The sequence below is a fragment of the Streptomyces sp. NBC_00316 genome, assembly GCF_036158715.1.
In the GTDB taxonomy this organism is placed as follows: Bacteria; Actinomycetota; Actinomycetes; order Streptomycetales; family Streptomycetaceae; genus Streptomyces.
In genome coordinates this window covers 5,001,235-5,022,761 of the sequence record NZ_CP108023.1, presented here as the reverse complement: position 1 = coordinate 5,022,761, position 21,527 = coordinate 5,001,235, and the positions used below count along the sequence as shown (strand labels likewise).

Below are 21,527 nucleotides of genomic sequence, written 5' to 3'. Positions count from 1 at the left end.
GGGGAACCATGATCCGTTTCGAGCACGTCACCAAGCGGTACGCGGACGGCACGACCGCCGTCGACGATCTCTCCTTCGACGTGGCCGAGGGTGAACTGGTCACGCTCGTCGGCCCGTCGGGCTGCGGCAAGACGACCACCATGAAGATGGTGAACCGGCTGATCGAACCGACCGAGGGCCGGATATTCCTCGACGGGGACGACATATCCGCCATCGACCCCGTCCGGTTGCGCCGCCGAATCGGCTACGTGATCCAGCAGGTCGGTCTCTTCCCGCACCGGACGGTGATGGAGAACACCGCGACCGTTCCCCATCTCCTGGGCTGGAAAAAGCAAAAGGGCCGCGAGCGCGCCGCCGAACTTCTCGACCTCGTCGGGCTCGATCCGTCCGTTTACGGCGACCGCTATCCGGAGCAGCTCTCCGGCGGCCAGCGCCAACGTGTCGGGGTGGCCCGGGCATTGGCGGCGGATCCGCCGGTGCTGCTGATGGATGAGCCCTTCGGCGCGGTCGACCCGGTCGTCCGGGAACGCCTGCAGAACGAATTCCTCAGACTCCAGGAACAGGTCCGCAAGACGGTGCTGTTCGTCACCCATGACATCGAGGAGGCCGTCCGGCTCGGCGACCGTATCGCCGTCTACGGGCAGGGCTCCATCGAGCAGTTCGACTCCCCGGCGACCGTGCTCGGCGCACCCGCCACCCCGTACGTCGCGGACTTCGTCGGCGCCGACCGCGGTCTCAAGCGGCTCTCCGTCACCCCCATCGAGGAGAGCGACCTCGACCAGCCGCCCGTCGTCCACCTGGACGACCCGCTCTCCGTCGCGACCGGCCGGCTGCGCGCCGAAGGAGCGCGCTGGGCCGTCGTCCTGGACCGCGACGACCGTCTGCACGGCTGGATCCCGGCCGCCATCGCCCTTGACGGGGCCACGGGCACGGTCCGGGAGCACGCCCGCCGCATGGACGCCTGGCTCCCCGTCGGCGCCCCGCTCAAGCAGGCGTTCGCCACCATGCTCCAGCACGACGCGGGCTGGATCGCGGTGATCGACAAGGAGAGCACCGGCCGGTTCCTCGGGGTGCTCACCCCGGCCCGCCTCCATGAGGCGCTGCGCCGCTCGATCGACGCGGACGCCCAGGACGTGCCGCGCGCCGAAGTCGCCGTCGAGACCGTGGAGACCTTCAGCTCTCGCTGAGCCGGGTGCTCATCCATACCAGCGCCGAAGGGATCTCCCGCCGCCACGTGTTGAAGTTGTGCCCGCCGCTGTCCAGCACGATCGACGACACCTGCGCGGGCGCCTTCACCTTGCCCACGAACTGGCGCGTACCCCAGTAGTTCCCCTCCCCCTCCCGCGATGTGGTCACCAGGAAGGACGAGCCGGGCTGCGGCAGATGGTCCAGGCTCCACAGCAGATCGGCGCGCTCGCGGGCCCGCCTGCTCCCGTGGAAGAGATCGCCGGTCGTCAGGTCCTCGGCCGCCCTGTAGTACGCGGACAGCCCCGCGCTCGCCGCGAACCTGCCGGGGTGGTGCAGTCCGATCTTCAGTGCGCAGTAGCCACCGGTCGAATTCCCGATGATGCCCCAGTTGCGCGCCCGCTTCCCGACCCGGTACGCCTCCGACACCGCCTGCGGCAGGTCCTCGGAGAGGAACGTCTCCGTCTGCGGGCCGCCCTTTATGTCCACGCACTCGGTGTCCCGCGGCGGCGCGACCGTGGGCCTCAGCATCACCAGGATCATCGGCTGCGCCCGTCCGGCTTCCACTTGGCCGAGTGCCGTGCGCGGGTACTGAAGGCCCGTCAGAAGGTTTTCCGCCGTGCCCGGATAGCCGGTGAGGACGACGACCGCGGGAAACTTCCGGCGGGCGTACGCGGGCCGGAAGTACTCCGGCGGCAGGTACACGTACGCCGGACTCCTGATTCCCGACCGCCGTCCCGCGACGACGACCTTGTCGATCCGGCCGCCCACCGTGGACCGGGATCCGCCCGGGACATGTTCCGTCCCGACCCGGACCACATGCCGGGAAGCCGCCGCCCCGGCCACATGGTCCGTCACCACACCCGGCGCCTGCTCCCGGCCCAGGAGATCGGCCCAGGAGCCGTAGAACAGGAAGGAGTTGTTGGCCATCAGGCCGACCGCGGCGAGGAGCGTCACCTGGGTCGCCAGCAGCAGACCGCCCCGGCCGGACACCGCGGCCACGCCGGGTCGCGCCAGCCGCGGCCAGAGCCGGACCGTGGCGGCGAACAGAATGACGGCCGACGCCATGGCCAGGGCCAGAACTGTCTTGCTGGTGAGCCCCATGATGGGTGTGCTTTCTGTCGGGAATTTTCCGCAGGACGGGTGAACCTGCCGCCCGGAAGCCCCGTCCTAGAGAGCGCACATCGTCCGGAGCGCTTCGGCCGACGGACTCAACAATCTCTCGCGGAACCACGGGAAGCGATGTCTGTCACGCAAGATGGGGATAAGTCAGGATCGGTTCCGCATGCGGTGCGCAGGGTCGTGCGCGGGCCGCGTCCGGAGGCCGTACCGGCGCTCGTCGGTACCGCCTGCGCCGTCGTCGGGCTGATCGACATCGCCGCGGGCGTGTTCCCCCGCTTCAGGCACAGCAGGATGCACACCCTCGCCGAGGTTCTCCCCGGAGCCCTCGGCCCCTTCGCCGCCGCACTGTCGCTGAGCGCCGGAGTCCTGCTGCTCCTCCTCGCCCACGGCCTCAAGCGGCACAAGCGGCGGGCCTGGCGCGCCGCTGTGGTCCTGCTGCCGGCCGGTGCGGCAGCGCAGTTCGTCTACCGCCACTCGGTCATCGGCGCCGTCGTCTCGCTGACGCTGTGCCACCTGCTGATACACCATCGGAGTGAATTCGCCGCACTCCCCGACCCGCGGAGCCGCTGGCGGGCCCTGGCCAACTTCGTGCTGCTCGGGGCGGGTTCGCTCGGTCTGGGGCTGGTCATCGTCTCCGTCCACCCCGGCCACGTCGTCGGGAACCCCTCCATCGCCGACCGGCTCCAGCACGTCCTGTACGGGATGCTCGGCTTCGAGGGCCCCGTCGAGTACGCCGGAGTGACCTCGTGGACCGTGGCGTACTCGCTCGGCGCACTCGGACTGCTGACCGCCGTCACCACCATCTACTTCGCGCTGCGCCCCGAACACCCGGCCGCACGTCTCACCGAGGAGGACGAGGTCAGGCTGCGCGCCCTCCTCGGCAGGCACGGCGGCCGCGACTCCCTCGGCCACTTCGCGCTCCGCCGCGACAAGGGTGTCGTCTTCTCCCCCAGCGGCAAGGCCGCCGTCTGCTACCGCGTGGTGTCCGGGGTGATGCTGGCCAGCGGCGACCCGATCGGCGACGTGGAGGCCTGGCCGGGCGCCATCGAACGCTTCATGGACGAGGCCAAGGCGCACTCCTGGACGCCCGCGGTGATGGGCTGCAGCGAGACCGGCGGCGAGGTCTGGACCCGCGAGACCGGACTCGACGCGCTGGAGCTCGGCGACGAGGCGGTGGTCGACGTCGCGGATTTCTCGCTCGCCGGACGCGCGATGCGCAACGTGCGCCAGATGGTGAAGCGCATTGAGCGGGGCGGTTACGAGACCCGCGTCCGGCGCGTCCGCGACCTCGACGGGGCCGAATTGGACCGCATCCGGCGGGCAGCCGCCGACTGGCGCGGTACCGACACCGAGCGCGGCTTCTCCATGGCGCTCGGCCGGATCGGCGACGCGGCCGACGGCGACTGCGTCATCGCCACCGCCCACAGGTCCGGCGAGCACACCGCCGACTCCCCGTACGGCGACCTGAAGGCCGTCATCCACTTCGTCCCGTGGGGCACGGACGGCATGTCCCTGGAGCTCATGCGCCGCGACCGCTCCGCCGACCCCGGCATGAACGAGCTGCTGATCGTCGCCTCCCTCCAGGAATCGCCACGGCTCGGCATCGAGCGCGTCTCGCTGAACTTCGCGATGTTCCGCTCGGCACTCGCCCGCGGCGAGAAACTGGGCGCCGGCCCGGTGCTGCGGGTCTGGCGCGGCCTGCTGATCTTCCTGTCGCGCTGGTTCCAGATCGAGTCGCTGTACAAGTTCAACGCCAAGTTCCGGCCCCGCTGGGAGCCCCGCTTCGTCGTCTACCGCACCAGCCGCGACCTGCCCCGGATCTCGTTCGCCGCAATGCAGGCCGAGGGCTTCGTCAACGTCGGTCTGCCGCGTCCGTTCGCCCGCCGGTTCCCGGCCGCCGGGCCCCGCCCCTGCGCCCACGCGGCGGTCCGCGGCCAGGAGCACGGTGCACACCCGGCGTAGCACGGCTCCGTACGGGCCTACGCTGGTCGCATGAGTACGTTGCGTGGACGAGGCACGGTCCGAGGCCTTCCGGAGTGGGACCGCTGCGCGGTCATGGGTGTCGTCAATGTGACCCCGGACTCCTTCTCGGACGGGGGCCGCTGGTTCGACACCACGGCCGCGATCAAGCACGGCCTCGAGCTGGTCGCCGAGGGCGCCGACCTGATCGATGTCGGCGGCGAGTCGACCCGCCCCGGCGCCAGCCGGGTGGACGAGGCCGAGGAGTTGCGCCGCGTGGTCCCGGTCGTCCGGGGGCTGGCCCAGGAGGGCATCACGATCTCCGTGGACACCATGCGGGCCCGCGTCGCCGAACAGGCCGTCGCGGCCGGCGCGGCCCTCGTGAACGACGTGAGCGGCGGGCTCGCCGATCCGGACATGATCCCGGTCGTCGCCGCGTCCGACGCACCGTTCGTCGTCATGCACTGGCGCGGCTTCAGCGAGTCCATGAACAGCCGCGCGGTGTACGAGGACGTCGTCACCGAGGTCGTCGCGGAGCTGCGGATGCGGATGGACGCCGTGGTCGCGGGCGGGGTCGACCCCGAACGGATCGTGGTCGACCCCGGCCTCGGCTTCGCCAAGGAAGCCACCCACGACCTCGCTCTCGTCGCCCACCTCGACGAGTTGCGCGCCCTGGGCCGCCCGCTGCTGGTCGCCGCCTCCCGCAAGCGGTTCCTCGGCCATGTGCTGGCCCGCGAGGGCTCCGCCCCGCCGCCCGCCCGCGAGCGTGACGCGGCCACCGCCGCGATCTCCGCCCTGTCCGCCCGGGCGGGCGCCTGGGCGGTCCGGGTCCACGAGGTCCGGGCCACCGCCGATGCCGTACGGGTCGCCCGCGCGGTCGAGGGAGCCGCGTGAGCGAGCCCCCCGACGACCAGGCGGAGATCGCCGCCGACATCGCGGCGGTCGAGCAGGCGAACACGGCCTTCTACGAGGCGATGGAACGCGGCGACTTCGACGCGCTCTCCGCGGTGTGGCTGCCGGGCGAGGACCTCACCGTCTCCTGCGTCCACCCCGGCTGGCCGGTGCTCAGCGGCCGCGGCGAGGTGCTGCGCAGCTATGCGCTGATCATGGCGAACACCGAGTACATCCAGTTCTTCCTGACCGATGTCGGTGTCTCGATGACCGGCGACACGGCCCTTGTGACCTGCACCGAAAACATTCTCAGTGGCGGCCCCGCGGAGGACGGCGGCGAGCTCGGACCGCTGGTCGGCCAGCTCGTCGTCGCCACCAATGTGTTCCGCCGCACCTCGGACGGCTGGAAGCTCTGGTCCCACCACGGGTCACCGGTACTCGGCGATTCCGACGACGAGGACGAGGACGACGCGTCCTCCTGAGCAGGTATCTCCGCGAGGAGCGATTGGACTCCGGGGCGCGGGGTAGGTGAGGCGGCTACCGGCCCCTGCCACGGTCCTGTTCCCCGGCCCCGCAGGCGAGCACTGTCGGTGCTCGCAGGTAGATTCGAATGAGGACACCTCGCCGCCCGCACGCGGCCCTGTGCCCTACGACCAACGACAGCAGGAGTGATTCGCGTGGATCGTGTCGCGCTGCGCGGCCTCAGGGCCCGTGGGAACCATGGCGTCTTTCCCCGGGAGCGGGAAGAGGGCCAGACCTTCATCGTGGATCTGGTTCTCGGCCTCGACACCCGCCCCGCGGCAGCCTCCGACGACCTGACGAAGACCGTGCACTACGGCGTGGTCGCGGAGGAAGTCGTCGAGATCGTGCAGGGAGACCCGGTCGATCTGATCGAAACGCTCGCCGAACGCATCGCGCAGAAGTGCCTGGGGCACGAAGGCGTCGAGGAAGTGGAGGTCGTCGTCCACAAGCCTGATGCGCCGATCACCGTTCCGTTCGACGATGTGACCGTCACCATCACCCGGAGCCGAGCATGACTGCATTTTCCGTCGAAGGGCAGAGCGACCCGACCGTACAGCCGGTTCCCGCCTCCGTGGTCGAGCAGGTGGACGCCGCGGACGTCACGCTGTCCAACCCCAAGCAAGCCGTCATCTCCCTCGGCTCCAACCTCGGCAACCGCATGGAGACCCTGCAGGGCGCCATCGACGCCCTGGAGGACACGCCCGGCCTCCGGGTCAAGGCGGTCTCCCCGGTGTACGAGACGGAGCCCTGGGGCGTCGCGCCCGGCTCCCAGCCGTCGTACTTCAACGCGGTGATCGTCGTGAAGACGACGCTCCCGCCGTCCTCCCTGCTGGAGCGCGGCCAGGCCGTGGAGGAGGCCTTCGAGCGGGTCCGTGAGGAGCGCTGGGGACCGCGCACCCTCGACGTCGACATCGTGGCGTACGCGGACGTCGTCTCCGACGACCCGGCTCTCACCCTCCCCCACCCCCGGGCCCATGAGCGCGCCTTCGTCCTCGCCCCGTGGTACGACATCGATCCCGAGGCCAAGCTGGCCGGCCGCGGCCGGGTCGCCGACCTGCTGGCCGGCGTCGGCCGCGACGGCATACAGCCGCGCGTCGATCTGGAACTCCGCCTGCCCGAGTAGTCGTTAGGCTCAGGGCGGGCCGGAAACGGCACGGTTCGCAACGGACAGACACAACAGACGGACGGACAGGGCAGAGGGTCCCGTGGACCGTCTGCGAAGGGCGGCTCTCGCGGTGAAGCAACTACGGCTCGGGGTACTGGCCGGACTCTTCCTCGCGGCCGGCGTGCTGTCCTGGGGCGGCGCCCGCCTCTGGGACTCGCTCGCCACCTTGCCGAGCGTGCCACTCGCCGCACCCGTCGTGCTCGCGGTGATCGCCGTCATCCTGCTGGCGACGGCGCTCTCCATCCGTTCCCGGCTGCGCGCCCAGCGTGAGCGCCGGCCGGGCGCGAAGGGCGTCGAGCCACTGATGGCCGCCCGCGCGGTGGTGTTCGGCCAGGCCAGCGCCCTCGTCGTCGCGCTGGTCGCCGGCATGTACGGCGGCACGGGGGTCTTCCTGCTCGGCTCGCTCGACATCCCGGCCCGTCGCGACCAGGCGATCTACGCCGGCCTCGCGGTGCTGGCCGGCGCAGGGGTGATTGCCGCCGCCCTGTTCCTGGAGCGGGTCTGCAAGCTCCCGGACGACAAGGACGACGACAAGAGCGCCACCTCCGCCTGACGGACGGGCTCCGGCACCGCCCCGGCCTTCGGCACCGGCACCGCTTCCGGCGCAGACTCCGGCGTCAGCTCGCCATGATCAGGCTCATCGCCTCGGCGCGCGTCGCCGGGTCACGGAGCTGACCGCGTACCGCCGAGGTCAGCGTCTTCGCCCCCGGCTTGCGGATCCCGCGCATCGACATGCACATGTGCTCGCACTCGACGACGACGATGGCCCCACGCGGCTCCAGGATCCTCATCAGCGAATCGGCGATCTGCGTGGTCAGCCGCTCCTGGACCTGAGGCCGCCGGGCGTACACGTCGACCAGGCGTGCCAGCTTCGACAGACCGGTGATCTTTCCACTGGTCGCCGGGATGTACCCGACGTGCGCGACCCCCCGGAACGGCACCAGGTGGTGCTCGCAGGTCGAGAACACCTCGATGTCCTTGACCAGCACCATCTCGTCGTGGCCCAGGTCGAACGTCGTCGTCAGGACGTCCTCGGGCTCCTGGGACAGGCCCGCGAATATCTCCTTGTACGCCCGCGCCACCCGTCCAGGGGTCTCGCGCAGCCCTTCCCGGTCCGGGTCCTCCCCGACGGCCAGGAGCAGCTCGCGCACCGCGGCCTCGGCCCGCTTCTCGTCGAACTCACCGATCGAACTCTGGCCGTCCAGCGTCACCGGGTCGGTCATCTGTGCCTCGTTCCTTGTTCCCTCAACTGTCACCTGCGCGGACCTCGCGCAGACATAACAGAAAGCCGCGCCCCCACAGGCTAAAACCTGGGGGACGCGGCATCCATTCCGGGTCGGTCCGACCCCCGTGGCGGGGGTCACACCGGCGTCGGTACTAGCTCTCGGGACGGTCTTCCGGGACCGCCTCGGTGGCCGGCGCGGTGTCCGTCTGCGTCGAGCCGTTGGCGGTGGTGACACCGTTGGTCAGAGCCAGCTCCTTCGGCGAGAGCACCGGAGGCCTCGTCGACGGCGTACGCCGTGCGGAGCCGGTCCACGCCGGACGGGCCGGACGCTTCACGATTCCGGCGAAGATCTCGGCGATCTCCTCCTTGCCGAGGGTCTCCTTCTCCAGCAGCTGGAGGACCAGGTTGTCGAGAACGTCGCGGTTCTCGACGAGGATCTCCCAGGCCTCGTTGTGCGCGGTCTCGATGAGCTTCTTGACCTCTTCGTCGACGAGCGCCGCGACCTCTTCCGAGTAGTCGCGCTGGTGACCCATCTCACGGCCCAGGAAGGGCTCGGTGTTGTCACCGCCGAACTTGATCGCGCCGAGCCGCTCCGTCATGCCGTACTGCGTGACCATCGCGCGGGCCGTGGCACTGGCCTTCTCGATGTCGTTCGCAGCGCCGGTGGTCGGGTCGTGGAAGACCAGCTCCTCGGCCGCGCGCCCACCCAGCATGTACGCCAGCTGGTCGAGCATCTCGTTGCGCGTCGTGGAGTACTTGTCCTCCTCGGGCAGCACCATCGTGTAACCGAGGGCGCGGCCGCGGGAGAGGATCGTGATCTTGTGGACCGGGTCGGAGTTGGGCGAAGCCGCCGCGACCAGGGCGTGTCCGCCCTCGTGGTACGCGGTGATCTTCTTCTCCTTGTCGGACATGATCCGGGTCCGCTTCTGCGGGCCCGCCACGACACGGTCGATCGCCTCGTCCAGCATCACGTTGTCGATCAGCTTCTGGTTGCTGCGCGCCGTGAGGAGCGCCGCTTCGTTCAGCACGTTCGACAGGTCGGCACCGGTGAAGCCCGGGGTCCGACGGGCCACGGCGCCGAGATCGACGTCCGGGGCGACCGGCTTGCCCTTCTGGTGCACCTTGAGGATCTCGAGGCGGCCCTGCATGTCCGGCCGGTCGACCGCGATCTGCCGGTCGAAGCGGCCCGGGCGCAGCAGCGCCGGGTCGAGGATGTCCGGCCGGTTCGTGGCGGCGATCAGGATGACGCCGCCCTTCACGTCGAAGCCGTCCATCTCGACGAGCAGCTGGTTCAGGGTCTGCTCGCGCTCGTCGTGACCACCGCCGAGACCCGCACCGCGGTGCCGGCCGACGGCGTCGATCTCGTCGACGAAGACGATCGCCGGGGCGTTCGCCTTGGCTTGCTCGAACAGGTCACGGACCCGGGAGGCACCGACACCGACGAACATCTCGACGAAGTCGGAACCGGAGATCGAGTAGAACGGGACGCCCGCCTCACCGGCGACGGCACGCGCGAGCAGCGTCTTGCCCGTACCGGGAGGCCCGTACAGCAGGACACCCTTGGGGATCTTGGCGCCGACGGCCTGGAACTTCGCCGGCTCCTGGAGGAACTCCTTGATCTCGTGGAGTTCCTCGACGGCCTCGTCGGACCCCGCCACATCGGCGAAGGTCGTCTTCGGGGTGTCCTTGGTGATCAGCTTTGCCTTGGACTTGCCGAACTGCATGACCTTGGAGCCGCCGCCCTGCATCTGATTCATCAGGAACAGGAAGACGACCACGATCAGGACGAAGGGCAGCAGCGAGAGGAGGATCGAGATGAACGGGGACTGCTTCGACGGCGAGACGGTGTAACCCTTCTCGATGTCACCGCTCTCGAACTTCTTCTGCAGCGTGTCGGCGAGCTGGACGCCCTGGTCACCGATGTAGCTCGCCTGGAACTTGCTGCCGGACTCGCCCGAGAGTTTCTGGCCGTCCTTCAGCTCAATCTTGAGAATCTGTTCGTCACCGGTGGTCAGCTTGGCCTGCTCCACCTGGTCCTTGCTGATCGCCTGGATCACCTTGCCGGTGTCCACCGTCTTGTAGCCGCCCGACGAGCCGACGACCTGCATCAACACGACCACGGCGAGGACGGCCAGCACGATCCACATGACCGGCCCACGGAAGTATCGCTTCACGTCCATCCATACGGAGCGAAGTCGCCCCGTCCCTCCTGCCCGTAGGTAAATGCTGCTGTGAGATAAAGACTGTTCTTCGGACGGTACCCCAGCATTGTCACCCGCGACCGCCGGGGACGTCTGTCAAACCCGCCTTCGAATGGTCCAACGGCGGGCGACGGTCAAGGGTTCCCCACGGGACCCACCCAGGTCGGGCAGGCGCCGGGGACGGGGGTGCGGGCCGGTCAGCCGCCGTAGACGTGCGGGGCGAGCGTCCCGACGAAGGGCAGGTTGCGGTACTTCTCCGCGTAGTCCAGCCCGTATCCGACGACGAACTCGTTGGGGATGTCGAAACCGACCCACTTGCAGTCGAGCGCGACCTTCGCCGCATCCGGCTTGCGCAGCAGGGTGCAGATCTCCAGGCTGGCCGGCTCACGCGAGCCAAGGTTCGACATCAGCCAGGACAGCGTCAGGCCCGAGTCAATGATGTCCTCGACGATCAGGACGTGCTTGCCCTTGATGTCGGTGTCCAGGTCCTTGAGGATCCGGACGACACCGGAGGACTGGGTGCCCGCGCCGTACGACGAGACGGCCATCCAGTCCATGGTGACGGGGGTGGACAGCGCGCGCGCCAGGTCCGCCATCACCATCACTGCGCCCTTGAGGACACCGACGATGAGCAGGTCCTTGCCCGCGTACTCCGCGTCGATCTTCGCGGCCAACTCGACGAGCTTCGCGTCGATCTCTTCCTTGGTGAGGAGCACCGCCTGAAGGTCGGTGCCCATGTCCTTCTCGTTCACCCGCGTCTCTTTCTCTGCCTGCCCGGTCCGGGGTGGTGCCCCGGACCTGCGCGGCTGCTCGCCTGCATGTCAGCCGCTGTGCGTCAGCTCTGCCGAATCACCAGTCTGCCACCCTGGCGCCGGGCTTCGACTCGGCCGGGGAGGTTGATGGCCTGCTGGCCGCGCCAGCCGGTGATCAACCGGTCGACTTCTTCGATGTGCCGGGCGAACAGCGAACCTGCCGGAGCGCCGGCCTCCACGGCCGCCCGGCGCAGCACCCGGCGACGGACGGCGGGCGGCAGCGCGTACAGCTTGGCGCACTCCAACTGCCCGGCGTCGTCACGTACGGCGGAGTCCGCCTCGGCGGCCCAGGTGTCCAGGGCGTCGGCGTCGTCGCGAGAGAGCTGCGCGGTACGGGCCAGGGCCTCGACGACGCCCTTGCCGAGGGCCTTCTCGAGGGCGGGCAGGCCCTCGTGGCGCAGCCGGGAACGGGTGTAGGCGGGGTCGATGTTGTGCGGGTCGTCCCAGACGGGCAGGGACTGGACGAGGCAGGCCTTGCGGGCGGTCTGCCGGTCGAGCTGGAGGAAGGGACGGCGGTAGCGGCCGGCCGGGCCGGATGCGGCGGCCATGCCGGAGAGCGAGCGGATGCCGGAGCCGCGGGCGAGGCCGAGCAGGACCGTCTCCGCCTGGTCGTCGCGGGTGTGCCCGAGCAGCACGGCGGCGGCGCCGTGCCGTTCCGCCGCCGCGTCCAGGGCGGCGTAGCGGGCATCCCGGGCGGCCGCTTCGGGCCCGCCGTCGCGGCCGACGTGCACGGCTACGGCCTCGACCGGGTCGAGGTGCATGGACCTGAGCCGGGCGACGACCTCGGCGGCGCGGACGTCGGACCCGTGCTGAAGGTTGTGGTCGACGGTGATGCCGCCGGCCCGGACGGCGAGTTTGCGGGCCTCGAAGGCGAGGGCGGAGGCGAGTGCCATGGAGTCGGCGCCGCCCGAGCAGGCGACCAGCACCAGCGGGGTGCCGGGCCGGTCGAGGCGTGCGGGGCGATCGGGGAGTGTGGCGCTCCGCCTGCCGGAGCCGGCTTCGGCGAGCTCGGGGCGCGCGGCGCGGCGCTGGATGCGCCCGGCGTGTTCGGCATGTTCGTTGAGTACGTCGTGGAGTACGCGGCGGACCGCCAGGCGTATCGCCGCGACCGCAGGATGGGGACCCATGTCCGGTGCCCTTCGTGAAGTTTCGGGAGGTGCCTCGGAGCGTCGGGACGGAGGAGTGCCGTCACTCAGAGTGCGTCGATGGTGACAGAGCCAGGCCGTCCATCGAGCATTGCACGCCTTTCCATGCCACAACGGTCCCTCGGATGGGTGATTACCGGCGCGTACTTCTGTCGTCTTCCTCCGTCGGCCGCGCCATGATCACGACTCTGCCTTACGGTGCACCCTCGCGATCCAGTCCGCGGGGGAAGCGATCTCGGCCTTGGTGGGGAGGGTGTTCGGCGACGTCCAGACCCGGTTGAAGCCGTCCATGCCGACCTCCTCGACCACCGCGCGCACGAACCGTTCGCCGTCCCGGTACTGGCGCAGTTTGGCATCGAGACCCAGGAGCTTGCGCAGCGCCTGGTCGAGACGGGACGCCCCGCGCGCCCTGCGCTGCTGGAACTTCTCCCGGATCTCTCCGACGGAGGACACGACCTCGGGGCCGACACCGTCCATCACGTAGTCGGCGTGCCCTTCGAGCAGGGACATCACCGCGGTGAGCCGGCCGAGGATCTCGCGCTGGGCCGGGGTCTGGACGATCTCGACGAGGCTGCGGCCGTCGTCCTCGCCCTCCTCGCCCTCGGGCCGGCCTCCGGCGAGCGACTGGGCGGCCTCACGGAGCCGCTCCAGCACGGTCATCGGGTCGATGTCGGTCTCGTCGAGGAACGACTGGATCTCGCCCTGCAGATGGTCGCGGAGCCATGGCACCCCGGTGAACTGGGTGCGGTGGGTCTCCTCGTGGAGCGCCACCCAGAGCCGGAAGTCGTGCGGGTCGACCTCCAGTTCACGCTCGACGTGGACGATGTTCGGGGCGACGAGCAGCAGCCTGCCTCCTCCGCCGCCGGCGGAGGCCGGGAGGTCGCGGCCGGCCGGGGCGAACGTCTCGTACTGGCCGAGCACCCGGGACGCCAGGAACGACAGCAGCATCCCCAGTTCGACGCCGGTGACCTTGCCGCCGACCGCGCCGAGCACCGCGCCGCCCGGGCTGCTGCCGCGCCGGTCCTGCATCTTCTCCAGGAGGGGTCGGAGCAGTTCGCGGAAGCCCGCGACGTTCGCCTTGATCCAGCCGGACCGGTCGACGACCAGAACAGGGGTGTCCTCCGGTTCGGTCCCCTCGGGGATCATCCGGGTGAACGAGCGGACGTGCTCCTCCGCGGACTTGGCATGCCGGCGGAGCTCCGCGACGACTTCGCGGGCCTCCTCACGGCTGATCTCGGGACCCGGCCGCACAAGCCGGGTCGCGGTCGCGACCGCCAGATTCCAGTCGACCATCTCGGCACCACCGATGCTCGTCATGCGTCAACCGTACGTGTTCGGATCGCTCCGCGGTGAGCTGTTGACCGGCTCATCGGGTGCGGCCGGCGAGGCTCGCGGCGAGGGCGTCGAGAGCGGACTGGGCCTCGGCCGGTGAGGTCGTACCGGACGCCAGGAAGGCGAAGGCGAGCAGCCGCCCCTGACTGTCGACGACCGTTCCGGCGAGGGTGTTCACCCCGGTGAGTGTGCCCGTCTTGGCGCGGATCAGGCCGGTGCCGGTCGATTTCGGCGCGTACCGGCTCTTGAGCGTGCCGCTGAAGCCGGCCACCGGGAGGCCGGTGAGGACGGGGCGCAGTTCGGGGTGGGCCGGGTCGGCGGCTCGCGCCAGCAGACCGGCCAGCAGCCCGGCGGTGACCTTGTCCTGCCGGTTCAGTCCGCTGCCGTCGGCGAACTCGGCGCCGGCCAGCGGCAGATGCAGTTTCTTCAGCTGGGCGGTGACGGCCCGTCGGCCGCCCGCGAAGTCGGCCGGTTCGCCCGAGGCCAGGGCGGTCTGCCGGGCCAGCGCCTCGGCGATGTCGTTGTCGCTGTTGGTCAGGGCCCGTTCGACGAGGCCGGACAGCGGGATGGAGAGGTGCTCGGCGACGGGACGGGACTTCGCGGCGGGGCGGCCGGGCGCCGGGCCGGACCCGGTGCCGATGCCCGCGTCGTGGAGCAGTCCGGCGAAGGCGCGGGCGGCGTCACCGGCCGGGTCGCCGCTGCGCGGGGCGGGGCCGCTGTCCGAACGGTCGAGCCGCCCCTCATCCACCATCAGGGCACTGACCGGGGCAATGTTCTCATTGGGGCCGATCGGGTGCAGTGCGGGGCCGGAGTACCGGGACGTGTCGTACGCGAGCCGGACGGTGTCGATCCCGCGGTCGCGCAGCACGCGCACGGTGTCGGCGGCCAGCTCACGCAGCGCCGCCTTGTCGAGCGTGGGGTCGCCGCCGCCGACGAGGGTGAGCGCGCGGGAGTCCGGGGACGCCTGGACCGTCGTGGCGATGCGGTGTCCGGGGCCGAGGGCGGAGAGCGCGGCAACGGTGGTGGCGATCTTGACGGTGGAGGCGGGCGTCATGGCCGTGTCGGCGCGCTTGCCGTACAGCCGCTTGCCGGTGGCGGTGTCGATGACGACGGCGCTGCGGACGGTGCCGAGCGCGGAGGAGTTCAGCAGCGGGGTGAGGGTCGCGCGAAGGTCGGCCGTTGCCCCGTCCGGGGTGCCGGGTACGTCCGGTGCGGACTTGTTGATCCCGCTGCTCAGGCCCGCGAGGACCGCCGGGGCACTGGGGGCGGGGGCCGGTCCGGACGGTGCGGCGGGCTCGTGATGTGCGACACCTGTGCGGTCCTGCGCGGCGGCCCACTCCTGCTCGGCCTTACGCTGACCCGAGTCCCAGGGGCCGGCGGCGAGGACGGCGCCGGCTGCGAGCGCCAGGCCGAGGACGGCGGAGCCTGCCGTGAACTGCCAGTTGCTCAGTCCGTTCCATGTGCTCGGCCGGCTTGCTCCGGCACGCCCGCCGAGCTTCTTCAACGGATTGATCGATGGTCTTTTCACCGGCTCGGCCACCGTTGACCAGCCCCTTTCGCGAGCACACATCTCCGTGGGGGACACTTAATCACCAGTCGTATGTGTTGATCATGGAGGAGCCACCCGTGGAGTTCGACGTCACCATCGAGATCCCGAAGGGTTCGCGGAACAAGTACGAGGTGGACCACGAGACCGGTCGGATCCGCCTGGACCGTCGACTCTTCACCTCGACCAGCTACCCGGCGGACTACGGCTTCGTCGAGAACACTCTCGGCGAGGACGGTGACCCGCTGGACGCGCTGGTCATCCTGGACGAGCCGACCTTCCCCGGCTGCCTCATCAAGTGCCGCGCCATCGGCATGTTCCGCATGACGGACGAGGCCGGCGGCGACGACAAGCTGCTGTGCGTCCCGGCCTCCGACCCCCGGGTGGAGCACCTGCGCGACATCCACCACGTGTCGGAGTTCGACCGCCTGGAGATCCAGCACTTCTTCGAGGTCTACAAGGACCTGGAGCCCGGCAAGTCCGTCGAGGGCGCCGACTGGGTCGGCCGCGCCGAGGCCGAGGCCGAGATCGAGGCCTCCTACAAGCGCCTCGAGGCGCAGGGCGGCGCGCACTGACGTCTGCGGTCCCCGCAGTCGCAGGACAGGCTTGATTCCGGTTCCGCTTGCGGTTCCGGCCAGGGAACGGGCGGTACACCCTCACCGGTGTGCCGCCCGTTTCGTATGGGCGCCCATACTGGGCACAGGCGCAGCCGAAGACGCGCAGCCGAGAAGGAGCAGGGTCGAGTGGTGGCGGAACCGGGTGGTCCGGAGGACCAGAAGCCCCAGTCCGACGAGGCGCACAGCGCCTTCGTCCCGCCGGCCGGGGTGGGCAGGCCCGCAGCCGCGCCGGAGGACGACCATCCCAGTTCGGAGTTTGCCGTCCCGGCCTCCCTGGCCGAGCTGCCGGGGCCCGGCTCCGGCCCGGCACCGGCCTCCGGGTCCGATTCCGCTTCGGGCTCCGGATCGGAGACGGCGGGTTCGGCGTTCGCCCCGCCGCGCACCCGCGGCGCCAAGGAGCCGCTGCCCGCCTTCACCCCGGCGCACGGCATTCCCATGGTCCTGCTGACCAAGGAGGCCCCCTGGCAGGACCGGATGCGCACGATGCTGCGGATGCCGGTCGCCGAGCGGCCGGCGCCCGAGCCGGTGCAGAAGCCGGACGAAGCGGGGCCCGCGGTGCCGCGCGTGCTCGACCTGACCCTGCGTATCGGGGAGTTGCTGCTCGCGGGCGGCGAGGGCGCGGAGGACGTCGAGGCCGCGATGTTCGCGGTGACCCGCAGCTACGGTCTCGACCGCAGCGAGCCGACCGTCACCTTCACGCTGCTGTCGATCTCGCACCAGCCGTCGCTGGTCGACGACCCGGTGACGGCGAGCCGCACCGTACGCCGCCGCGGCACCGACTACACCCGGCTGGCGGCCGTCTTCCGGCTCGTCGACGACATCACCACCGAGGACGTCGAGGTCTCCCTGGAGGAGGCGTACCGGCGGCTCGCCGAGATCCGGCGCAACCGGCACCCGTACCCCGGCTGGGTGCTGACGCTGGCCGGCGGCGGACTGGCCGGGGCGGCGTCGGTGCTGGTCGGCGGCAACGCGCTGGTCTTCGTGGTGGCGGCGGTCGGCGCGATGCTCGGCGACCGGCTCGCCTGGCTCTTCGCGGGGCGCGGGCTGCCGGAGTTCTACCAGTTCGTGGCGGCGGCGATGCCCCCGGCAGCGATGGGCGTCCTGCTGACCCTGGCCCACCCGACGGACATCCCGCCGTCCGCCGTCATCACCGGTGGGCTGTTCGCCCTGCTGCCGGGGCGGGCTCTGGTGGCGGGCGTCCAGGACGGCCTGACCGGCTTCTACATCACCGCGGCGGCCCGGCTCCTCGAAGTCATGTACCTGTTCATCGGCATCATCACCGGTGTGCTGCTGGTCCTGTATCTGGGGCTGCAGCTGGGTGCCCAGCTGAATCCGGAAGCGGGATTCGTGCTCCACGACCGGCCCGTGGTGCAGATCCTGGCGTCGATGGCGCTCTGTTTCGCCTTCGCGATCCTGCTTCAGCAGGAGCGGTCCACGGTGCTCGCGGTGACCCTCAACGGCGGCGTGGCCTGGGTGATCTACGGGGCGATGGCCCGGACCGCGGGTATCTCGCCGGTGGCGGCCACGGCGGTGGCGGCGGGCCTGGTGGGGCTGTTCGGGCAGCTGTTCTCGCGGTACCGGCACACCTCGTCGCTGCCGTTCGTCACGGCGGCGATCGGTCCGCTGCTGCCGGGTTCGGCCACGTATTTCGCCCTGCTCGGTATCGCACAGAACGAGCTGGACCGGGGACTCGCCGCTCTGTCGACCGCGGTGGCGACGGCGCTGGCCATCGCGATCGGGGTGAACCTGGGGAGCGAGATCTCGCGGCTGTTCATGCGGGTGCCGGGGGCGGTCGGCGGGGCGAACCGCCGCGCGGCCAAGCGGACGCGCGGCTTCTGACGGCGGGTACGGACCCGATCGCCCCGTGATCAGCGCTTGGCGTGTCGGCCGCGGCCCGCGGGCGAGCTGCCGCCTCCGGCGACCGGGCCGTGCCCCTGCCCCTCGCCGCCCTGCGCGGCCGCTTCCTTCTTCGACTTGCTGCGGGCGCGCAGGAACTCGATCGCGATCGGCACCACCGAGATCAGCACGATCAGGACCAGCATCGCCTCGATGTTCTCGTGGACGAATTCGATCCGGCCGAGCCCGGCGCCGAGCAGCGTGACGCCGACTCCCCAGAGCACGCCGCCGATGATGTTGTACGTGATGAACGAGCGGTAGTTCATCCGGCTCACACCGGCGATGATCGGCGTGAACGTACGCACGACGGGCACGAAGCGGGCCAGGATCAGCGACTTCGGACCGTACTTCTCGAAGAAGTCGTGCGCCTTCTCGACGTTCTCCTGCTTGAAGAGGCGGGAGTCCGGCCGCTTGAACAGCGACGGGCCGACCTTGCGGCCGAAGAGATAGCCCACCTGGTCGCCGATGACCGCCGCCAGCGCCACCAGGATGCAGACCAGCCACAGCGGGGTGTGCAGCTTGCCCGTCGTCACCAGCAGACCCGTGGTGAACAGCAGCGAATCGCCGGGCAGAAAGAAACCGATCAGCAGTCCCGACTCGGCGAAGACGATGACCAGAACGCCGAGCAGCCCGAACTGCCCGATGAGGTAGTCCGGGTCCAGCCAGCTCGGTCCGAGCGCAAGCGTATTCAAGGGTCCGGGCTCCAGGATCGGTCGATGGCGGCTGCGTGGCCGCCCAAAGCTATCAACGCCACGGGGCGCCTCCGGGTTCCAGTGGCCCACGCGCGGATGCACAGGGGGTGAACCGGGACAAAGCTGTCTCCAGGAGGTGCCACACGATGGGCATGGAAGATTACGGCGGCGGCCAGACCGCACATTCCGAGGTTCTGGTCGTCACCACCAATGACGTCCCCGGGTACCAGGTGACCCAGGTGATCGGTGAGGTGTTCGGTCTGACGGTGCGCTCACGTCACCTCGGCAGCCAGATCGGTGCCGGGCTGAAGTCGATGATCGGCGGTGAGCTGAAGGGGCTGACCAAGACCCTCGTCGCAACCCGCAACCAGGCCATGGAGCGGCTCGTCGAGCAGGCCATGGCCCGCGGCGCCAATGCGGTGCTGATGATGCGCTTCGATGTGACGGAAGCGGCGGACGTGGGTACGGAGGTCTGCGCCTACGGCACGGCAGCCGTGATCAACAAGGCCTGACATGCGCATACGCCGGTACGGGGCCGCGGACTCGCGCCCTCGGCCCCGTACCGCACCCCTGCAGCCGGTTACGCCCGGCGCTCGGCATTGGCGTTGATCGCGTCCCGCAGATGCTCGGCCAGGCCGGGCCTGATCGAGGCGTAGTACGCGTGGAACTGCGGGTCGCTCACATACATCTCGCCGAGCCCGCGGTGGATCTCGTAGGTGCAGTCGTAGAACCACTTGGTGATGTGGAGCCGGTGCGCCTCGGCCAGCTCCGTCGCAGCCTCGCCGGTGGCCGGTTCGCCCGCTTCCATCACTGCGGTGTACGCCTCGCTCCACTCGGCGACCTCGGCCTGCATCCGCTTCCAGTCGTCCTTGGTGTAGCGGGCCACCCGGCGCTGCGACTCGGCGTACGTGGCCGTCCCGCCCCAGCGGCGCTCGACCTCCTCCGCGTGCTGCTCCGGGTCCTTGGCCCCGAAGACCTCGAATTTCTCCTCGGGCGTGAGATTGATGCCCATCTTCCGTGCCTCCATGGCTGTCTCGACGGCGGCGGCCATCTTCTGGAGCTCGGCGATCCGGCCGGACAGCAAGGCGTGCTGGCGGCGCAGATGGTCCTGCGGATCCGCGTCCGGGTCGTCGAGCAGCACCGCGATCTCTTCGAGCGGGAAGCCCAGCTCCCGGTAGAACAGGATCTGCTGCAGCCGGTCGAGGTCGCCGTCGTCGTAGCGCCGGTGACCCGCGTGGCTGCGCCCGCTGGGCGAGAGCAGGCCGATGGCGTCGTAGTGGTGCAGGGTGCGCACCGTGACCCCGGCGAAACCGGCGACCTGTCCCACGGAGTGATCCACGGCGTGATCCACCGCCACCCGCCCCCTTCCCTCTCTTCGCTCTGCGCGTCGGTGCGTCGGTACGTGTCCGAGCCTGAGCCCTGACGTGACGTGAGGTGCAAGCCCGAATTGCCTCACACCCGCCGGCAATAGGGGCGTTATGCCGCTTTTGCATGGCTATCGTGAGCCGATGGCCTCCGACTCGCCCGCGCTCGTCGAGCCCGCGTCCGCGCGCCGGCTGCTGCATCTCATCGTGCCCGCCCTGATCGTCGGCGTGGCCTCGGCACTCGTCCTGCTCGGCATCAGCCTGCTCGCGGAAGAGCTGCAGGACGTGCTCTGGGAGACGCTTCCCGACGCGCTCTCCCTCGGCAGGTACTCCTCGCTGTGGATGATCATCATGCTGACCGCGACCGGGCTTGCCGTCGGCCTGGCCGTCCGTACGGTGCACGGTCACGCCGGACCCGATCCGGCCACCACCGGACTGGTCGACGCACCCCTGCCGCCGGACGTCATCCCCGGACTGCTGGCCGTGACCGTCCTGGCGCTGGCGGGCGGGGTCAGCCTGGGGCCCGAGAACCCGATCACCGCTGCCAATATCGCGCTCGCCTTCTGGCTGGGCCGCCGGGCCGCCCCGCGGACTCCGGCCACCCTCTGGATCGCCTTCGCCTCGGCCGGCACCATCGGCGCACTGTTCGGCACCCCCGTCGCCGCGGCCCTGATCCTCTCCGAGTTGCTCGCGACCGGCAGGGGTGAGCCGGGCGCCCTCTGGGACCGGCTCTTCGGCCCGCTCGCGGCGGGCACCGCGGGGGCTCTCACCATGACCCTGCTGGCCCACCCCAGCTTCGACCTGTCGCTTCCGCCGTACCCCGGCCCGCACTGGGGCGATCTGCTCTCCTCGGTCGTGATCACATCCGCGGGGGCGTTGCTGGGACTCGCGGCGGTGTACGCGTTCCCGCGGGCGCACCGCGCCTTCCGCACGCTCCGCCACCCCGTCCTGATGCTGACCTGCGGCGGCCTGCTGCTCGGTCTGCTCGGCGCGCTCGGCGGGCATCTCACCCTCTTCAAGGGGCTGGACGAGGTGAAGCAGCTCAGCGCCGACCCGGGCGGCTGGTCGGCCGGGCAGTTCGCCGTCATGGCGGTGGTGAAGACGGCCGCTCTGGTGATCGCCGCAACCTGCGGCTTCCGGGGCGGCCGGATCTTCCCGGCCGTGTTCGCCGGGGTCGCGCTCGGGATGTGTGCCCATGCCCTGGTCGGCGCGGTACCTCTGGCGCTGGCGGTCCCGTGCGGGGTGCTGGGGGTACTGCTGGCCATCACCCGGCAGGGCTGGCTGAGCCTGTTCACGGCGGCGGTGCTGGTCGGCGACGCGACCGTACTGCCGCTGCTGTGCGTCGCCTCGCTGCCGGGCTGGCTGCTGGTGACCGGGCGGCCGCAGATGCAGCTCCACGAGGACGGCACACCACTGCGGTGAACCGGAGCCCGTCAGGATCCGCCGGGGTGATCTGCCGGGGCGACCCGTCGGGGTCCCGCAACCGCCCCGTCCGACGAGCCGGTTGCGCCACTTATCCGTATCGTCGCATTCGAACGATCACATCCCGGTATGCCCGTCGGAGGTTTCCCGCAATGCCCACGTCTGTCGACGTCGCCGTCCTTCACTGCTCCCCCGCCGGCACCGTTGCCACCACGGCCGAGGTCATCGCCGAGAGCACCGGGAAGGCAGGTGCGGAGGTACGGCTGCGCAAGGCGGCCGGACACGCGCCGCAGACGGTCATCGGCTCCCACCCGGGCCGGGCCGCGAGCACGAGGGCGACAGCCGCCCGGGTGCAGGCCGAGCGGGCCGTGAAGTCCACCCGGGCGGCCAAGACCGGCTTCGCCGCCGAGAACTGAGAAGGGCTGTCCGCC

21 protein-coding genes are annotated in these 21,527 nt (G+C 70.5%); 12 read left to right on the top strand and 9 right to left on the bottom strand.

The genetic code is table 11. The annotated features are described in order from the left end of the window. Positions 1-8: 8 nt before the first annotated feature. Complete coding sequence (locus tag OG878_RS22350; protein WP_328888421.1) at positions 9-1,187, top strand: ABC transporter ATP-binding protein; 1,179 nt, start codon at positions 9-11, stop codon at positions 1,185-1,187. Here the strand turns inward: OG878_RS22350 and OG878_RS22345 are convergent. Then, complete coding sequence (locus OG878_RS22345) at positions 1,174-2,289, bottom strand: alpha/beta hydrolase (protein ID WP_328888420.1); 1,116 nt, start codon at positions 2,287-2,289, stop codon at positions 1,174-1,176. The genes OG878_RS22350 and OG878_RS22345 overlap by 14 nt on opposite strands. 138 nt (positions 2,290-2,427) lie before the next feature. On the opposite strand from OG878_RS22345, the gene OG878_RS22340 reads away from it, so the two are divergent. The 6 genes from OG878_RS22340 to OG878_RS22315 all read left to right on the top strand — a co-directional run bounded on the left by OG878_RS22340 (position 2,428) and on the right by OG878_RS22315 (position 7,397). Further along, positions 2,428-4,269: a phosphatidylglycerol lysyltransferase domain-containing protein gene (locus OG878_RS22340; protein WP_328888419.1), complete on the top strand. Its 1,842-nt coding sequence runs from the start codon at positions 2,428-2,430 to the stop codon at positions 4,267-4,269. Between the two features lie 30 nt (positions 4,270-4,299). Further along, positions 4,300-5,160 carry a dihydropteroate synthase gene (folP, locus tag OG878_RS22335; RefSeq protein WP_443049145.1) on the top strand — a complete coding sequence of 287 codons (861 nt, stop codon included), beginning with the start codon at positions 4,300-4,302 and terminating at the stop codon, positions 5,158-5,160. After that, on the top strand, positions 5,157-5,639 hold the full coding sequence (locus OG878_RS22330; RefSeq protein WP_328888418.1) for a nuclear transport factor 2 family protein: 483 nt from the start codon (positions 5,157-5,159) through the stop codon (positions 5,637-5,639). Before folP ends, OG878_RS22330 begins: the two co-directional genes overlap by 4 nt. A gap of 195 nt (positions 5,640-5,834) precedes the next feature. Continuing rightward, positions 5,835-6,194: a dihydroneopterin aldolase gene (gene folB / locus OG878_RS22325; protein WP_328888417.1), complete on the top strand. Its 360-nt coding sequence runs from the start codon at positions 5,835-5,837 to the stop codon at positions 6,192-6,194. Next, positions 6,191-6,802 (top strand): 2-amino-4-hydroxy-6-hydroxymethyldihydropteridine diphosphokinase, encoded by a 612-nt coding sequence (gene folK, locus OG878_RS22320; RefSeq protein WP_328888416.1) that lies wholly within the window; start codon positions 6,191-6,193, stop codon positions 6,800-6,802. Before folB ends, folK begins: the two co-directional genes overlap by 4 nt. Positions 6,803-6,914: 112 nt before the next feature. Continuing rightward, positions 6,915-7,397 (top strand): DUF3180 domain-containing protein, encoded by a 483-nt coding sequence (locus OG878_RS22315; protein ID WP_328891329.1) that lies wholly within the window; start codon positions 6,915-6,917, stop codon positions 7,395-7,397. A 64-nt stretch (positions 7,398-7,461) separates the two neighbouring features. On the opposite strand, the gene folE is transcribed toward OG878_RS22315, so the two are convergent. From folE to dacB, 6 genes are all read right to left on the bottom strand, one after another. Beyond that, entirely contained in the window at positions 7,462-8,067 is a 606-nt protein-coding gene (folE, locus tag OG878_RS22310) for a GTP cyclohydrolase I FolE (RefSeq protein ID WP_328888415.1), read from the bottom strand. A gap of 154 nt (positions 8,068-8,221) precedes the next feature. Beyond that, complete coding sequence (gene ftsH / locus OG878_RS22305; RefSeq protein WP_328888414.1) at positions 8,222-10,249, bottom strand: ATP-dependent zinc metalloprotease FtsH; 2,028 nt, start codon at positions 10,247-10,249, stop codon at positions 8,222-8,224. 218 nt (positions 10,250-10,467) lie between these two features. Next, entirely contained in the window at positions 10,468-11,007 is a 540-nt protein-coding gene (gene hpt, locus OG878_RS22300) for a hypoxanthine phosphoribosyltransferase (protein WP_030972308.1), read from the bottom strand. Between the two features lie 98 nt (positions 11,008-11,105). Further along, entirely contained in the window at positions 11,106-12,209 is a 1,104-nt protein-coding gene (gene tilS / locus OG878_RS22295; RefSeq protein WP_328888413.1) for a tRNA lysidine(34) synthetase TilS, read from the bottom strand. Between the two features lie 198 nt (positions 12,210-12,407). Then, complete coding sequence (locus OG878_RS22290) at positions 12,408-13,544, bottom strand: zinc-dependent metalloprotease (RefSeq protein WP_328888412.1); 1,137 nt, start codon at positions 13,542-13,544, stop codon at positions 12,408-12,410. Between the two features lie 49 nt (positions 13,545-13,593). Continuing rightward, complete coding sequence (dacB, locus tag OG878_RS22285) at positions 13,594-15,099, bottom strand: D-alanyl-D-alanine carboxypeptidase/D-alanyl-D-alanine endopeptidase (RefSeq protein ID WP_328888411.1); 1,506 nt, start codon at positions 15,097-15,099, stop codon at positions 13,594-13,596. Between the two features lie 86 nt (positions 15,100-15,185). Here dacB and OG878_RS22280 point away from each other — a divergent pair, with 86 nt between their 5' ends. Beyond that, the gene (locus OG878_RS22280) at positions 15,186-15,680 is read left to right on the top strand and encodes an inorganic diphosphatase (RefSeq protein WP_003968257.1); all 495 of its coding nucleotides are present in this window, start codon (positions 15,186-15,188) and stop codon (positions 15,678-15,680) included. A 168-nt stretch (positions 15,681-15,848) separates the two neighbouring features. Next, positions 15,849-17,561, top strand: a complete 1,713-nt coding sequence (locus tag OG878_RS22275; RefSeq protein WP_328888410.1) for a threonine/serine ThrE exporter family protein — start codon at positions 15,849-15,851, stop codon at positions 17,559-17,561. Positions 17,562-17,590: 29 nt separating this feature from the next. On the opposite strand, the gene OG878_RS22270 is transcribed toward OG878_RS22275, so the two are convergent. Beyond that, positions 17,591-18,310 carry a DedA family protein gene (locus OG878_RS22270; protein WP_328888409.1) on the bottom strand — a complete coding sequence of 240 codons (720 nt, stop codon included), beginning with the start codon at positions 18,308-18,310 and terminating at the stop codon, positions 17,591-17,593. A gap of 146 nt (positions 18,311-18,456) precedes the next feature. Between OG878_RS22270 and OG878_RS22265 the strand changes: the two genes are divergently transcribed. Further along, the gene (locus OG878_RS22265; RefSeq protein WP_328888408.1) at positions 18,457-18,822 is read left to right on the top strand and encodes a YbjQ family protein; all 366 of its coding nucleotides are present in this window, start codon (positions 18,457-18,459) and stop codon (positions 18,820-18,822) included. A gap of 68 nt (positions 18,823-18,890) precedes the next feature. Here the strand turns inward: OG878_RS22265 and OG878_RS22260 are convergent, their stop codons facing one another. Next, a complete protein-coding gene (locus tag OG878_RS22260) occupies positions 18,891-19,649 on the bottom strand; it encodes a MerR family transcriptional regulator (protein WP_328888407.1) in 759 nt (252 codons plus the stop codon). 169 nt (positions 19,650-19,818) lie between these two features. Between OG878_RS22260 and OG878_RS22255 the strand changes: the two genes are divergently transcribed. Further along, positions 19,819-21,096, top strand: coding sequence for an ion channel protein (locus OG878_RS22255; protein ID WP_328888406.1), 1,278 nt, complete (start codon positions 19,819-19,821; stop codon positions 21,094-21,096). A 152-nt stretch (positions 21,097-21,248) separates the two neighbouring features. Then, entirely contained in the window at positions 21,249-21,512 is a 264-nt protein-coding gene (locus OG878_RS22250) for a hypothetical protein (protein ID WP_328888405.1), read from the top strand. The last annotated feature ends 15 nt before the right edge of the window (positions 21,513-21,527 follow it).